The 13,094-nt window shown below is 73.8% G+C and carries 14 protein-coding genes; 3 read left to right on the forward strand and 11 right to left on the reverse strand.

Annotation, left to right across the window (positions count from 1 at the left end; translation table 11 throughout):
• The first annotated feature begins 172 nt into the window (after positions 1–172).
• The gene (locus ACFOY6_RS02320; protein ID WP_181378172.1) at positions 173–325 is read left to right on the forward strand and encodes a hypothetical protein; all 153 of its coding nucleotides are present in this window, start codon (positions 173–175) and stop codon (positions 323–325) included.
• A gap of 13 nt (positions 326–338) precedes the next feature.
• Here the strand turns inward: ACFOY6_RS02320 and ACFOY6_RS02325 are convergent, their stop codons facing one another.
• From ACFOY6_RS02325 to ACFOY6_RS02365, 9 genes are all read right to left on the reverse strand, one after another.
• Complete coding sequence (locus tag ACFOY6_RS02325) at positions 339–1,070, reverse strand: ABC transporter ATP-binding protein (RefSeq protein WP_379648697.1); 732 nt, start codon at positions 1,068–1,070, stop codon at positions 339–341.
• Complete coding sequence (locus tag ACFOY6_RS02330) at positions 1,070–1,822, reverse strand: ABC transporter ATP-binding protein (RefSeq protein WP_379648699.1); 753 nt, start codon at positions 1,820–1,822, stop codon at positions 1,070–1,072. The genes ACFOY6_RS02325 and ACFOY6_RS02330 overlap by 1 nt, the downstream gene beginning before the upstream one ends.
• Complete coding sequence (locus ACFOY6_RS02335; RefSeq protein WP_379648701.1) at positions 1,819–3,666, reverse strand: ABC transporter permease; 1,848 nt, start codon at positions 3,664–3,666, stop codon at positions 1,819–1,821. The genes ACFOY6_RS02330 and ACFOY6_RS02335 overlap by 4 nt, the downstream gene beginning before the upstream one ends.
• Before the next feature lie 7 nt (positions 3,667–3,673).
• Positions 3,674–4,912, reverse strand: coding sequence for an ABC transporter substrate-binding protein (locus tag ACFOY6_RS02340; protein WP_379648703.1), 1,239 nt, complete (start codon positions 4,910–4,912; stop codon positions 3,674–3,676).
• Positions 4,913–5,056: 144 nt separating this feature from the next.
• Positions 5,057–5,338 (reverse strand): hypothetical protein, encoded by a 282-nt coding sequence (locus tag ACFOY6_RS02345; RefSeq protein ID WP_379634015.1) that lies wholly within the window; start codon positions 5,336–5,338, stop codon positions 5,057–5,059.
• Positions 5,335–6,255: a DnaJ C-terminal domain-containing protein gene (locus ACFOY6_RS02350; RefSeq protein WP_379648705.1), complete on the reverse strand. Its 921-nt coding sequence runs from the start codon at positions 6,253–6,255 to the stop codon at positions 5,335–5,337. Before ACFOY6_RS02350 ends, ACFOY6_RS02345 begins: the two co-directional genes overlap by 4 nt.
• Before the next feature lie 150 nt (positions 6,256–6,405).
• Positions 6,406–7,584 carry an aminotransferase gene (locus tag ACFOY6_RS02355; RefSeq protein WP_379634017.1) on the reverse strand — a complete coding sequence of 393 codons (1,179 nt, stop codon included), beginning with the start codon at positions 7,582–7,584 and terminating at the stop codon, positions 6,406–6,408.
• 56 nt (positions 7,585–7,640) lie between these two features.
• Complete coding sequence (locus tag ACFOY6_RS02360; protein WP_379648795.1) at positions 7,641–8,294, reverse strand: DNA-3-methyladenine glycosylase family protein; 654 nt, start codon at positions 8,292–8,294, stop codon at positions 7,641–7,643.
• Positions 8,282–8,908: a hypothetical protein gene (locus tag ACFOY6_RS02365; protein ID WP_379648707.1), complete on the reverse strand. Its 627-nt coding sequence runs from the start codon at positions 8,906–8,908 to the stop codon at positions 8,282–8,284. Before ACFOY6_RS02365 ends, ACFOY6_RS02360 begins: the two co-directional genes overlap by 13 nt.
• Positions 8,909–9,136: 228 nt before the next feature.
• Here ACFOY6_RS02365 and ACFOY6_RS02370 point away from each other — a divergent pair, with 228 nt between their 5' ends.
• Together ACFOY6_RS02370 and ACFOY6_RS02375 are read left to right on the forward strand one after the other, a co-directional pair.
• Positions 9,137–9,928: a response regulator gene (locus ACFOY6_RS02370; protein WP_245906430.1), complete on the forward strand. Its 792-nt coding sequence runs from the start codon at positions 9,137–9,139 to the stop codon at positions 9,926–9,928.
• A gap of 35 nt (positions 9,929–9,963) precedes the next feature.
• Positions 9,964–11,316 carry an ATP-binding protein gene (locus tag ACFOY6_RS02375; RefSeq protein ID WP_379634021.1) on the forward strand — a complete coding sequence of 451 codons (1,353 nt, stop codon included), beginning with the start codon at positions 9,964–9,966 and terminating at the stop codon, positions 11,314–11,316.
• On the opposite strand, the gene ACFOY6_RS02380 is transcribed toward ACFOY6_RS02375, so the two are convergent.
• Both ACFOY6_RS02380 and ACFOY6_RS02385 read right to left on the reverse strand, forming a co-directional pair.
• Complete coding sequence (locus ACFOY6_RS02380; RefSeq protein ID WP_379648797.1) at positions 11,313–12,026, reverse strand: DUF6065 family protein; 714 nt, start codon at positions 12,024–12,026, stop codon at positions 11,313–11,315. The genes ACFOY6_RS02375 and ACFOY6_RS02380 overlap by 4 nt on opposite strands.
• A gap of 95 nt (positions 12,027–12,121) precedes the next feature.
• Positions 12,122–12,754: an arylsulfatase gene (locus ACFOY6_RS02385; protein ID WP_379648710.1), complete on the reverse strand. Its 633-nt coding sequence runs from the start codon at positions 12,752–12,754 to the stop codon at positions 12,122–12,124.
• Between the last annotated feature and the right edge of the window lie 340 nt (positions 12,755–13,094).

Genomic DNA, 13,094 nt, shown 5'->3' on the forward strand with positions numbered 1-13,094 from the left:
TTTTTCCGGGGTAGAACGGCGAAGGCCACTTGCCTTCATGTTCTATTTATGTTCGCATCCGGTCATGCCGATGCCGTTCCCCCACGCCCCCGTCCCGGCCACCTGGAACCGCCTTCCCCCGGCGGCCCCCCCGTCCTGGTGGTATGCGAGACGCCCCGAGCGGCAGCCCGGCATGACGCGGGCAGGGCAGCTTGCCCTGCCCGCGTCCTCCTCCTCTTCAGGCACGCGGCTGCACGCCCTGGCACGCGAGGTGATGCTCGGCGCGGTGCTGGGCATTCTGGGCGGCTGGCTGTTCGGCTGGGTGGCGTCCTGGGCGCTGCTCTGAGGCGCCGCCCGCTTCACACCGAGAGGTAGCGCGCCCGCAGCGCCGCATCCCGCATCAGCGCCGGCATCGGCAGGGTCTGGCGGGGCGTGCCGGTCTCCAGGATGCAGGCGCGGTCCCCCACCGCGCCGGCGAAGGCCAGGTTCTGCTCGGAGAGCAGGATGGAGAGCCCCTCCGCCTTCAGCGCCAGGATGGCCTCGGCCATGCGCTCCACCACCACGGGCGCGAGGCCCTCGGAGGGCTCGTCGAGCAGCAGCAGGCGCGGGTTGCCCATCAGCGTGCGGGCGATGGTGAGCATCTGCTGCTCGCCGCCGCTCATCCGCCCGGCCGGCCGGTGGCGCATCCCGCCGAGGCTGGGGAAGAGGGCGAAGAGCCGCTCCGGCGTCCAGGGCGCGAGGCCGGCGCGGGCCGGGCGGCGGCCCACCTCCAGGTTCTCCAGCACGGTGAGACCGGTGAAGATGCGCCGCTCCTCCGGCACATAGCCGAGCCCGGCGCGGGCGATGGCGTGCGGCGGCTGCCCGGCGAGATCGCGCCCCTCCAGCCGCCTCCCTTCCAGCCGCCCCCCTTCCAGCCGCACCGTGCCGGCGCTGGGCGGCACCAGCCCCATGATGGCCTTCATCGTCGTGCTCTTGCCGGCGCCGTTGCGGCCCAGCAGGCACAGCACCTCGCCCGCCGCCACGGTGAGCGAGACGCCGTGCAGGATGTGCGCGCGGCCGTAATGGGCGTGCAGCCCCTCCACCGCCAGCATCAGAACCGCCCCCCGCCGAGATAGACCTGCCGCACCCGCGGGTCCGCCCGCACCTCCTCCGGCGCGCCGGCGGCGATCAGGCGCCCGCGCTCCAGCACCAGCACGCGGTCGGCATGGCCGAACACCACATCCATGTCGTGCTCGGTGAACAGCACGGCGATACCGGCCTCCCGCGCGATGGCGGCGGTCTGTTGCATCAGCGCGCCGCGCTCGGCGGGGGCCATGCCGGCGGTGGGCTCGTCCATCAGCAGCAGGCGGGGGCTGTGGGCCAGCGCCATGGCCAGCTCCAGCCGCTTGAGGTCGCCATAGGCCAGCACGGCACAGGGGCGGTCGGCCTGGGCGAGCATGCCCACACGGTCCAGCAGCGCCTCCGCCTCCGCCGTGTGGAGCCGCGCCGCCGGGCGCCACAGGCCGAGCAGCCGGCGGTGATGGGAGAGCAGCGCGGCCCGCACATTCTCCCGCACGCTCATCGAGCCGAAGGTGGCGGTGACCTGGAAGGTGCGGCCGACGCCGAGCCGCCACACGGCGCGCGGCGGCAGCCCGGTGATGTCCCGGCCCCCCAGCCGCACCCGCCCGGCATCGGGGCGGATCTGGCCGTTGAGCATGTTGAAGCAGGTGCTCTTGCCGGCGCCGTTGGGGCCGATCAGTGCCAGCATCTCGCCGGGGGCGAGGGCGAAGGAGACGCCATCCACGGCGCGCACCCCGCCCCAGGCCTTGATCAGCCCCTCGGCCTCGAGAAGGGGCATGCTCATGCCCGCTTCTCGCCCCATTGGGCCAGGGCGCCCGCGAGGCCGCGCGGGAAGAACAGCACCAGCGCCAGGATGACGAGGCCGAGCAGCAGCCGCCACAGCTCCGTCACGCGCGCCAGCTGCTCCTGCAGCCCGGCATAGGCAATGGCGCCGAGGATCGGCCCGCTCACCGTCTGCACGCCGCCCAGCAGCACCATCAGCAGCGCATCGACGCTGCGCGGGATGGCGAGGTAGGTGGGAAACACGCTGCCTTTGCCGAAGGCGAACAGGGCGCCGGCCAGCCCGGCGAAGGCGGCGGCATAGGCGAAGGCCAGCCAGCGGATGCGGAAGGCGTCGATGCCGATGGCCTCGGCGCGCAGCGCGGAATCGCGCTGCGCGCGCAGCGCCAAGCCGAAGGGCGCGTGGATGGCCCGCCGCAGCAGCCACACGCCGAGGCCGCAGAGCGCGGCGCTGAGATAGAAGAAGGCGAGCTTCCCGCGCGCCCAGTTGCTCGGCCAGATGCCGAGCAGGCCGTTGTCGCCGCCCGTCACCTCCACCCACTGGAAGGCGACGCTCCAGGCGATCTGCGCGAAGGCGAGCGTCAGCATGGCGGCATAGACGCCGGAGAGCCGCACGCAGAACCAGCCGAAGAGCAGCCCCACCAGCCCGGCGGCGAAGGGCGCCAGCAGCAGCCCCATCTCCATCGGCGCCGCGAGGTGGCGCAGCAGCAGCCCCGCGGCATAGGCGCCGGCGCCGAAATAGGCGGCGTGGCCGAAGCTCGCCATGCCGCCCGGCCCCATGATGAGGTGCAGGCTGGCGGCGAAGAGGATGAAGATGGCGAAGTCGGCCAGCAGGATCAGCGGGTAGTCGCCGAGGAAGGGCGCGGCCAGCAGCAGCGCCGCCAGTGCGCCGAGCGTGGCCAGCCGCAGGCCACGCGGCAGCGGGCGGGGCAGGGGCGGCGCCTGCTCGCTGGCGGGCGGCGCGCCGGGCGGGGCGCCCAGCAGCCCGTGCGGCCGCAGCACCAGCACCACCGCCATCACCAGGAACACCAGCACCAGCGTGATGCGCGGGAAGACCAGGATGCCGAAGGCGTGCAGCTCGCCGATCAGCAGCGCCGCCAGGAAGGCACCGGGCAGGCTGCCAAGCCCGCCGATGACGACGACGACGAAGGCCTCGACGATGATGGCCATGTCCATGTGCAGCGTGACGGCCTCGCGCGGCAATTGCAGCGCGCCGCCGAGCCCGGCGAGGGCGGCGCCGAGGAAGAACACGGCGGTGAAGAGCAGGCGCTGGTCGACGCCGAGGGCGGAGACCATCTCGCGGTCCTGCGTCGCGGCGCGCAGCAGGATGCCGAAGCGGGTGCGGTGGAACAGCAGCCAGAGCAGCCCCAGCACCACCGGCCCCACCGCGATGAGGAACAGCTCGTAGCGCGGGAAGCGCAGGCCGAGGATCTCGACCGCGCCGCGTAGCAGCGGCGCGCGGGGCCCGAACTTGTCGTCGGCACCCCAGAGCAGCAGCGCCACATCCTGCACGATCAGCACCAGCGCGAAGGTGGCGAGAAGCTGGAACAGCTCCGGCGCGTGGTAGATGCGGCGCAGCACCGTCATCTCCAGGGCCGCGCCGAGCGCGCCCACGCAGAGCGCCGCCAGCAGCACGCCCCCCCAGAACCCCCAGAAGCCGCCGAGTTCCGCGAGCGGCCCGTGACTCACAAAAGTCCAGGCGAGAAAGGCGCCCAGCATGTAGAGGCTGCCATGGGCGAAGTTGACGATGCGGCTGACGCCGAAGATCACCGTCAGCCCCGAGGCCACCAGGAAGAGGGAGGAGGCGCTGGCCAGTCCGGCCAGCGCCTGGACGGCCAGGGCTTCCAAGGCGGTGCTACTCCTGCGGCCGCCAGGCGCGCACCTGCTCATCGCCGGGCAGGTAGTTGGCGCCGTCGGCATAGCGCCAGTCCACCATCTTGCCGCGGCGGCCTTCGAGCTTGGTGCGGCCGACGAAGGCGCCGAGCGTCGCCTGGTGGTCGAGCGCGCGGAACTCCACCTCGCCCGTGCCGTAGCCGGTCTGGTAGCGGATGCCCTTGAAGGCCTCGACCATCGCCTCCGTCTCGGTGCTGTTCGCCTTGCGCAGCATGGCGGCGATGGCCTGCACCGTGTCGTAGCCGACGATCGAGCCGCAGCGCGGCAGCTCGTTGTACTTGGCGCGGTAGGCGTCGCGCAGCGCGGTGTGGGTGGGGTTGTCCAGGTCGTCGCGCGGGTAGCCGGTGACGATCCAGCCATCCGGGCATTCCTCGCCCAGCGGCTCCAGGTATTCCGGCTCGCCGCTCAGCATGGAGGCCACCGCGCGGCCCTCGAACAGGCCGCGCGTGTTGCCCTGGCGGACGAAGTTCAGCAGGTCGGTGGCGAAGGTGACGTTGAAGATGCCCTCGGGCTTCATCCGCTCCAGCGCCTGCACCGTGGCGCCGGCATCGATGCGGCCGAGCGCCGGGAACTGCTCGCCGACGAACTCCACATCCGGCCGCTTCGCCTTCAGCAGCTCGCGGAACCACTTCACCGCCGACTGCCCGTATTCGTAGTTGGGCGCGACCGTGGCCCAGCGCTTGGCGGGGAGCCTGGCGGCTTCCTCCACCAGCATGGCGGCCTGCATGTAGGTGCTGGGCCGCAGGCGGAAGGTGTAGCGGTTGCCGCGCGACCAGACGAGCGCGTCCGTCAGCGGCTCGCTCGCCGCGTAGAGGCGCTTGTTCTGCCGGGCGAAGTCGGCCAGGGCGAGGCCGACATTGGAGAGGTAGCCGCCGGCCAGCAGCGCCACGCGCTCGGCGTTCAGCAGCTCGCCGGCCAGTCGCACCGCGTCCTCGGGGCGGCCGGCATCGTCGCGGAACACGGTTTCCAGCGGGCGGCCGCCGATGCCGCCGGCGGCGTTGACCTGCTCCTGCGCCAGCAGCCAGCCATTGCGATACGGCCCGAGGAAGGCCGGCTGGGCGGTGTAGGAATTGATCTCGCCGATGCGGATGGGGCTGCCCTGGGCGCGCAGCACGGCCGGGCGCGCCAGCGCTCCGGCGGCGATCCCGGCCAGCAGCATGCGGCGGCGCAGCCCGCGCGCGTCGGTCTGGAGGAGGGTCATGGTGGCGGTCCTTCTGCCTGTCCTGGCATCGGCGGAGCCGAGTGGCGGCGAATGTCCTTCCTGTCATCCCGCAGGGCAAGATGCCTCGCCCGAGAACTTGCAGAAAGAAGATGGGGGCTCGGGGGAATTCCTTCCCCCGGCCTTCTATTCCCCACCCAGACGCGACCCGCCCTCAAGCTGCCGCAGCCGGCGGCGCAGCGCATAGACCTGATCGACCAGCGACAGCACCACGGGCAGCGCCGTCTCATCCACCTCCAGCACGTCGCGCAGGTCGAGGATCAGCCGCACGCGCTCCACGTCGATCTCCTCGAAGCGCAGTTCGCCTTCCGTGACCTCCGGGCGAACGAAGCCCTGGGCGATCCAGCGGTGCAGGTCGCCGGGGTCCAGGGTGGTGAACCGGGCAAGCAGGATGTCGAGCGTGATCATGGCGCTGCCTTCGCTCCCGGTTCCGGCGCGTTTTCCGGCTTCTCCACGGGCGCGGGCCGCCAGTCCCGCAGGAAGGCTTCCAGCGCCGCATCCGGAGGCCCGATGACGACCCGGATGGACAGGATCAGATCGCCGGCCGGGTGGCCGGCATGGGCCGCCACGCCCTTCCCGCGCAGGCGGATGAGATGGCCCGTGTCGGTGTGCGGCGGCAGCGTGACGCGCACCGTGCCGGACGGGGTTGAGACCAGAACGGCGCCGCCCAGCACCGCGTCCCTGAGGCTCACGGACAGGTCCTTGTGCAGATCCATCCCCTCGCGGCGCAGCTCGGGGTGGGTTCCGACCTCGAGCTCGATCAGGGCATCGCCGTCAGGGCCGCCATTGCGGCCGGGCTCGCCCTTTCCCCGGAGGCGGAGGACGCTGCCACTGACCACGCCGGGCGGGATCTTGAGGTCCAGGACCCGGCCATCGGGCAGCGTCAGGCGCTCGGTGGCGCCTTGCACGGCGCTGAGGAACGGCACGGCCAGTTTGTAGGTCGCGTCGTCGCCGCGCCGGGGGGCGGCCTCCGCCGCCCGCCGGGCTGCGAAGATCTCCGCGAACAAGTCCTCGAAGGTGTCCTCGTGGGCGGCGTCGCCGTAACGCGCGCCCTGCGCGGCCTCGGCATGGCGGCGGTAGCTGCTCGGGGGGCGCTGCTCCTGGCCCGCGGCATCGATCTCGCCCCGGTCGAAGCGCGCACGCTGCTCCGGGTCGGACAGCAGGTCGTGCGCGGCGGAGGCTTCCTTGAAGCGTACTTCCGCCATGGGCTTGCCGGGGTTGAGGTCCGGGTGGTGCTGCCGGGCCAGCTTGCGATACGCCTGCTTGATGGCGTCAGGCGTCGCGTCTCGGGGAACGCCCAGAACCTTGTAGGGATCTTCAGCCATGCCTGTATCCCAGTCCCCCGGGTGGAACATCCGCCGACCGGGCCCCCAGAGCCGCGGGGGTCCGAAGCGGTGCGGGTGCGCCGCCTGTTGTACGAGATTTCGGGGAGGACGAACACCGCGCGTTCGGCGTCGCCCCGCGGGGCGGCTTTCCTAGCGTCGCAGCGCCGCGTTCAGCCGCCCCGGGACCTCGGCCAGCGCGCTTTCCTCCGCATTGGCGAAGGCAAGGCGCAGGTGCCGCTGCTGCCCCGGCCCGAAGAACGGCCCCGGCAGGGTCAGCAGCCCGTGCCGCGCCGCCAGCGCCTCGGCGGCGGCCATGGCGTCCGGCTGCCCCGCGGGCAGGCGTAGATAGGCGAAGTAGGTGCCCAGCGCATCGACCGCCCAGCCCGGCGCCCGCGCCATGGCGGCGCGGAAGGCATCGGCGCGGCCGGCCATGATGGCGCGGTTGCCGGCGCGCCACCCGGCCAGTGCCGGAATGGCCCAGGCCAGCGCCGCCTGGGGTGCGCGGGCGGGGCAGATCTGCATGGTGTCCACCACCTTCAGCAGCTCCGCGCGGAAGGCGCCGCCGCCGACGATGGCCCCGACGCGGTGCCCCGGAATGCAGTAGGACTTGGCGAAGGAATAGAGATGCACCAGCCCTTCCGTCCAGCCCGGGTCCTGGAACAGGGTGTGCGGCGGCGCGCCGGTCTCGGGGAGGAAGTCGCGATAGGTCTCGTCCAGCACCAGCCAGACGCCGCGGGCGCGGCAGATCCCGGCAATGCGGGCGATGGTGTCGGGCGGGATGATGGCGCCGGTCGGGTTGTTCGGCGTCACCAGCACCACGGCGCGGGTCTCGGGCGTCAGCGCCGCCGCCAGCCGCTCGGGGTCGGGGAGGAAGCCGTCCTCGGCGCGGGTCTCGAAGGGCAGGGCGGTGATGCCCAGCAGCTCCAGCGCCATGCGGTGGTTGAAGTACCAGGGCGTCGGCAGCAGCACGGCGTCGCCGCTGCCGGCCAGCGCCGTCATGGCCATGGTGAAGGCGAGGTTGCAGCCGGCGGTGATGGTGACCTCGCCGGCGCTGATGGGCGCGGCATAGGTGGCGGCGAGGTCGGCGGCCAGCGCCTCGCGCAGCGGCGCGTCGCCGTCGATCGGGCCGTAGCCGGCACAGGCGCGGCTGCCGGCCGCCTCGGCCAGCCGCTCCAGCAGCGCCGGGTGCGGCGGGTAGCCCGGCACGGCCTGGGTGAGGTCGAGCATCGGGCCGGCGCCGCCGTCGTAGCGGGCGGCCCAGGCGCGGGCGGTGGGGATGGGCGGCGCGGCCGTGGCGTGGACACGGGCGGAAAGGCGGGGGCTCGGCATGATGCGCCGCACAGTGTCACGCGATGGTCACGCCGACCAGCCATGCCAAGCGCGGCTCAGGCTTCCTCGCCCGCCGGGCGGCCGGTGACGTGCCGCCAGTGGTGCCAGAGCAGCCGCGCCGCTAGCGAGCGCCACGGCGACCATGCCGCCGAGAGGGCCAGCAGCGCCTTCGGCCCCGGCCGCGCCGGCAGGCCTTTCAGGTGCTGGGCGGCGGCGGCCAGGGCCACATCGGCATAGGGGAAGATGTCCGCCCGGTCCTCGGCGAAGATCAGGTGCACCTGCGCCGTCCAGGGGCCGAGGCCGCGCTGCGCCGAGAGATGCGCGATGGCCACCGCGTCGGCCATGCCGGAGAGCGCCTCCAGTTGCAGCGTGCCGGCCAGGCAGGCCTCGGCCAGCCCGCGCAGATGCGCCACCTTGGGGCGGGAGAGGCCGGCGGCGCGGAACTGTTCGTCCGTCAGTTGCAGCAGCCCCGCCGGCTCCAGCGCGCCGGGCAGGGCGGAGAAGCGGCGCCAGATGGCTCCCGCCGCCTGGTTGCTGATCTGCTGGCCGAGGATGGTGCGCGCGAGGCCGCCGAAGCCGCGCGGCCGGCTGCGCCACGGCAGCGGCCCGGCCGCCGGCTCGATGCGGGCGAAATCCGCATCCAGCCGGCAGAGGGCGGCAATGCCTTCCAGCGCCCAGGCGGGCGGCTGTTGAGGGTTCAGTCCGGGCAGGGCGGTTCGCCCAGGGGAGAGGCGGGCGGCGCCGCCTCCGGCTGGCCGATGGCGGCGGCGAGCGCCGCGAAGCGGGCGGGCTGCATCCCCGGCTCGGCCGCCAGCCACAGCACGCCGGCCTCGTGCGGCAGCAGGGCGGTGCGCCAGCCCGGCGGGATGCGCGTCGGCACCGCCTCTCGCCCGCCCAGCCACAGCCCGAGGCGGCAGCCGCCGGCGCCGCGATAGCCGCCATAGAGGCCGCCCCCGGCCTCGCTGGCGCTGTCCAGCCGCAGCCCGAGGGCGGAGAGATCCGGCAGGCCGGCCGGCGCCTGCGGGCCGGCCACGCCGAAGCCCGCCAGGAAGCGCCGGTGCGCCACCACCGCCGGGGCATCCCGCTCGCGCGGGGCGCTCACCGCCAGGGCGGTGCCGGCGGCCAGCAGCGCCAGCGCCACGACTCCCACACGCAGCCAGTCGCGCGGGCGGGCGCGGCGGTCCTCCCGACGCGGCGGGGGGATGCTGGGGGCGAGGCTGATGTCGTCCGGCACCACCAGAGGAGGCGCGTGGAGAGGCGCGGGGGGCGCCGCCGCCGTCCGGGGCGGGCTGCTTTCCTTGCGGCGCAAGGGCAGGATGGCCATGGGTTCCTCGCGGGCGCGGGGCGCGGCACCCCTGTCTCTTCGGGCGCAGGTCTCTTCCGGCGCAGGATGCCATGCCGCCTGGCCGGGCGGAAGGCCGGCCAGGCTTCGCGCCGCACGAGGCATGTTTTTCGCTGCCGAATGATACGAACCGCAACAGGGCGCGCGGTGGCAAAAGCCTGTAACATGCCTTCCAGGCAACGTCGCCATATCGCCTCTATGGTCGAGCTCATGGAACCGCCCCCGCATATCCTGGTCGTGGACGATGATCGCGAGATCCGCGACCTGCTGTCGAAATTCCTCGAGCGGCAGGGCTGCCGCGTCACCGCCGCGCGCGATGCGCGGGAAGCCCGGCGGCTCTGGCCGCTCGGCCGCTACCACCTCGTGGTGCTGGACCTGATGCTGCCGGGCGAATCGGGGCTCGACTTCGCCCGCTGGCTGCGCAGCCAGTCCGACGTGCCGATCGTCATGCTGACGGCGATGAGCGAGGAGACGGACCGCATCGTCGGGCTGGAGCTCGGCGCCGATGACTACGTGGCCAAGCCCTTCAACCCGCGCGAGCTGCTGGCGCGCATCCGCGCCGTGCTGCGCCGCGCCAGCGGCGAGAGCGGCGCCAGCCAGGAGCCGCCCGCCCGCTCCATCCGCTTCGCCGGCTGGACGCTGGAGCCGGCGCGGCGCCGCCTGCTGAACCAGGATGGCGTCGAGGTCTCGCTGACGGGGGGCGAGTACGAGCTGCTGATGGTGCTGGTCGAGCGCCCCAACCGGGTGCTGACGCGCGACATGCTGATGGACCTGCTGCGCGGCCGCCAGGCCGGGCCGTTCGACCGCGCCATCGACGTCGCCGTCTCCCGCCTGCGGCGCAAGCTGGAGGATGACGGGCGCAACCCGAGCCTGATCAAGACCGTGCGCGGCGGCGGCTACGTGCTGGCCGCGACGGTGGAGAAGCTGGCCGAGCGCGGTGGCGCGGAGCGGCCCGGCGGCGAGCCGCCCGCCGGCCCCCGCCCGGCCGGGGCGGCCGGCTGAGCGATGCGCCAGGACAACGGCCCCGGCCGGCGCCCATGATTCACCGCCTGCTGCCGCGCAGCCTGGCCGGGCGCACGGCGGTGTTCCTGACGCTGGCCCTCATGATGGTGCAGGCGGCGGGGCTGACCATCCACGCGCTCGACCGCGTGGACCTGCAACGCTTCGCCCTCTCGCGCGAGATCAGCGCGCGCGCCTTCGGCGTCTGGCGCACCGTGCTGCTGGCGCCGCCCGACCGGCGCGAGGCGATGCTCTACGATATCGACCTGCCGCCCGGGCTGATCGCCGATCTGTCGGACCTGCCGGCGGTGCGGCCGGGCATGCCGCGCGCCTCGGCCTCGCTGGTGCGGCTGTTCCGGCTGGATCTCGTCACCGCCGGTCCGGCGCGCTTCCGCCCGCGCGAGGCGCTGGTGGCGGGCGGGCCGCGCCCGGGCATGCTGGTGCTGGCCATGCAACTGCCGGACGGGCTGTGGCTGAATATGCGCATGGCCCTGCCGCCGCCGCGGCCCTGGCATTCCGAGACCTTCCTCTTTGCCTTCGCGCTGATGACCGGCGCGGCGCTGGCGCTGATCCTGTGGGCGACGCGGCGGCTGACGCGCCCCGTCTCCGCGCTCGCCCGCGCCGCCGAGCGGCTGGGGCGCGACGTGAACGCGCCGCCGCTGCCGGAGAACGGGCCGCTGGAGGTGGCCACCGCCGCCCGCGCCTTCAACACCATGGCCGAGCGCATCCGCCGCTTCGTCGGCGACCGGACGCAGATGCTGGCGGCCATCGGCCACGACCTGCGCACCCCCATCACCCGCCTGCGGCTGCGCGCCGAGTTCCTGGAGGACGAGGAGCAGCGCCGCAAGATGCTGGCCGACCTCGATGAGATGGAGGCCATGGTGAACGCCACCCTGGCCTTCGCCCGCGACGATTCCGCCACCGAGCCCTCCGTGCCGCTCGACCTCGCCGCGCTCTGCCGCACCGTGCTGGACGAGGCGGCGGATGCGCGGCCCGAGCTGGCGCCCGAGACCACCGCCTATGAGGGCCCCGAGCGGCTGCGCGTGCGTGGCCGGCCGATCGCGCTGAAGCGCGCCCTGGCGAATCTGGTGGGCAACGCGCTGAACTATGGCGGCAGCGCCCGCCTCCGCCTGGAGGGGCCGGGCACCGGCGCCGAGGCGGCGCTGCTGCGGCTGCGGGTGGAGGATGACGGCCCCGGCATTCCCGAGGAATCGCTGGAGACCGTGTTCCAGCCCTTCCGCCGGCTGGAGACCAGCCGCAACCGGGAGACCGGCGGCACCGGTCTCGGCCTGCCCATCGCCCGCAACATCCTGCGCGCCCATGGCGGCGACGTGGTGCTGCGCAACCGCCCCGGGGGCGGGCTGACGGCGCTGGTGACGCTGCCCGTCTAGGCCGGCGGCTTCCCGCCCGGCGCGGGGAAGGGGCGGGCGCGGGGCCGGGCTGGGTGGCCGGCGGCGCGCTGGCCGTGGTGGTAGTCCCGCTGCCAGCCCTGGACGCGCTCGGGGCTGTCCGGCTGCTTCAGCGCGGCGTTGAAGCGGCCGCGGCCCTCGCTCCAGGCGGCATGGGCGGCGGCCAGCGCCGGGTTGTCGGCCAGCGGCCGGGTCTCGGGGCGGGTGCGGGCCAGCAGGTCCCGCGGCAGCGGGAAGAAGAAGGCCACCGGCTCCCCGGGGCGGAAGCGCACCACATGGTCCGGGCGGGTGAAGCGCCAGTTCATGGTGAAGCTCATCGGCGCCCAATCGGTCTCGACAAGGCCGGTGAGGGGGGCGATGCCATCCTTCGGCGCATTGGGCGGCCCGCTCACCCACAGCACCTGCCCCGGCGCGGTGCGCAGCAGCATGGGCAGCGGGAAGGTCAGCACGCCGAGGCCGAAATGGCTGGCCGGCGCCAGCCCGCCCGGCTTCAGCACCCGGATCACCACATCCTCCGGCGCCGCCCCGCCATTCCACCAGGCCTCGAAGCCGGTCTGGCCCTGCACCTCCCAGCCATGGCCGTTGGCGGCGGTGAGCGGCAGGCAGCGATAGGCGAAGCCATCGGGCGATTCGTCCATCCAGCCGCGCCGCACGGTGGCAGGGCGCAGCGGCGGCAGGGGATGGCCTTCCAGTTAATGGGCGGTTAGCGGCAGGTCGGGCTCGGACATGGCCGCAGCCTGCCACGCCGCGCCTTACCGGCCGGTTGGCGCCGGCGCCGGCCGGCTTCTCAGGCAGCAAGCAGGCGGCGCAGCTTGCGCACGGCGCTGTCCGGCGTGGTCAGCACCGGCAGGCCGGTGGCCGCCGCCACGGCGGTGGCGGCGCGCGCCAGGCTGAACTGTGCCAGCGCGATCGCATCGCACCCCGCCAGGCTGCGGGCCGCCTCGGCGGCAAGCCGGTCATGCGCCGCCGTGTCGCCCGCGTCGAGCGCGGCCAGCGCGCCTTCGGCCAAGCAGGGCACCACCTCGAGGCCGGGCGGGAATTCGGGCGGCATGGAATCGAGCGTCGGCGCGAAGGTGGCGAGCAGGCCGATGCGCCGGCCCGTGGCGGCCGCCTCCTCGATCATCGCCTCGTTGGGCTTCAGCACCGGCAGGGTGGCGTGGCGCGCGGCCACCGCCTCGATACAGGGGCCGAAAGCCGAGCAGGTGAACAGGATGCCGCGCGCCCCAGTGCCGACCGCGTAATCCGCCAGGGCCTGGAAGCGCTCGGTCATGTCCGGGGTCAGCGCCCCGTCGCGCGCCAGATCGGCGGAGAGGCTGTCATCCAGCAGGTTCATCGGCCGCGCCTCCGGCCAGAGCCGGGCCAGCGCCGCCTCGATGGGGGGCGGCGAATGCCGCAGGGCGTGGATCAGGGCAAGCCGCATCGCTTCAACCTCGCTGGAAAATCGGCGCAATCGGGGGAGGTGAGCTCGCCGGGGCCAATCCGGCTGCCGAAGGTCCGGCTGCCGAAGGCCCAGGTACCGGAGGTCCGGCCATGCGGCCCTCCTCGAATCCTGGCCATCCCGCTTCGCTCCCGCTCATCCAGGGCAGGAAAGCGGCATTCCATCCTGCCGTCCAGTCGGCCTCCAGGCGCCGCCCCGCGAGCGTGGGCACGGGCTTATGGGCGTTGACAGGGCGGGCGCGTGGCTGGTCCAGTGTCCGGCACGACAAGAAGAATGGCCAACACGGCCGCTGCAAACGGCCCGGGATCTCCGGTGCCGGAAC

Source organism: Teichococcus aestuarii, assembly GCF_042651065.1.
Classification (GTDB): Bacteria; Pseudomonadota; Alphaproteobacteria; order Acetobacterales; family Acetobacteraceae; genus Pseudoroseomonas; species Pseudoroseomonas aestuarii.

Excerpts from the sequence above, each read along its gene's own strand:
- ACFOY6_RS02370 (WP_245906430.1), top strand. The coding sequence starts at position 9,137 with ATGGAACCGCCCCCGCATATCCTGGTCGTGGACGATGATCGCGAGATC.
- ACFOY6_RS02355 (WP_379634017.1), bottom strand. The coding sequence starts at position 7,584 with ATGCCGAGCCCCCGCCTTTCCGCCCGTGTCCACGCCACGGCCGCGCCG.
- ACFOY6_RS02385 (WP_379648710.1), bottom strand. The coding sequence starts at position 12,754 with ATGCGGCTTGCCCTGATCCACGCCCTGCGGCATTCGCCGCCCCCCATC.
- ACFOY6_RS02320 (WP_181378172.1), top strand. The coding sequence starts at position 173 with ATGACGCGGGCAGGGCAGCTTGCCCTGCCCGCGTCCTCCTCCTCTTCA.
- ACFOY6_RS02365 (WP_379648707.1), bottom strand. The coding sequence starts at position 8,908 with ATGGCCATCCTGCCCTTGCGCCGCAAGGAAAGCAGCCCGCCCCGGACG.
- ACFOY6_RS02375 (WP_379634021.1), top strand. The coding sequence starts at position 9,964 with ATGATTCACCGCCTGCTGCCGCGCAGCCTGGCCGGGCGCACGGCGGTG.
- ACFOY6_RS02330 (WP_379648699.1), bottom strand. The coding sequence starts at position 1,822 with ATGAGCATGCCCCTTCTCGAGGCCGAGGGGCTGATCAAGGCCTGGGGC.
- ACFOY6_RS02340 (WP_379648703.1), bottom strand. The coding sequence starts at position 4,912 with ATGACCCTCCTCCAGACCGACGCGCGCGGGCTGCGCCGCCGCATGCTG.
- ACFOY6_RS02345 (WP_379634015.1), bottom strand. The coding sequence starts at position 5,338 with ATGATCACGCTCGACATCCTGCTTGCCCGGTTCACCACCCTGGACCCC.
- ACFOY6_RS02325 (WP_379648697.1), bottom strand. The coding sequence starts at position 1,070 with ATGCTGGCGGTGGAGGGGCTGCACGCCCATTACGGCCGCGCGCACATC.
- ACFOY6_RS02350 (WP_379648705.1), bottom strand. The coding sequence starts at position 6,255 with ATGGCTGAAGATCCCTACAAGGTTCTGGGCGTTCCCCGAGACGCGACG.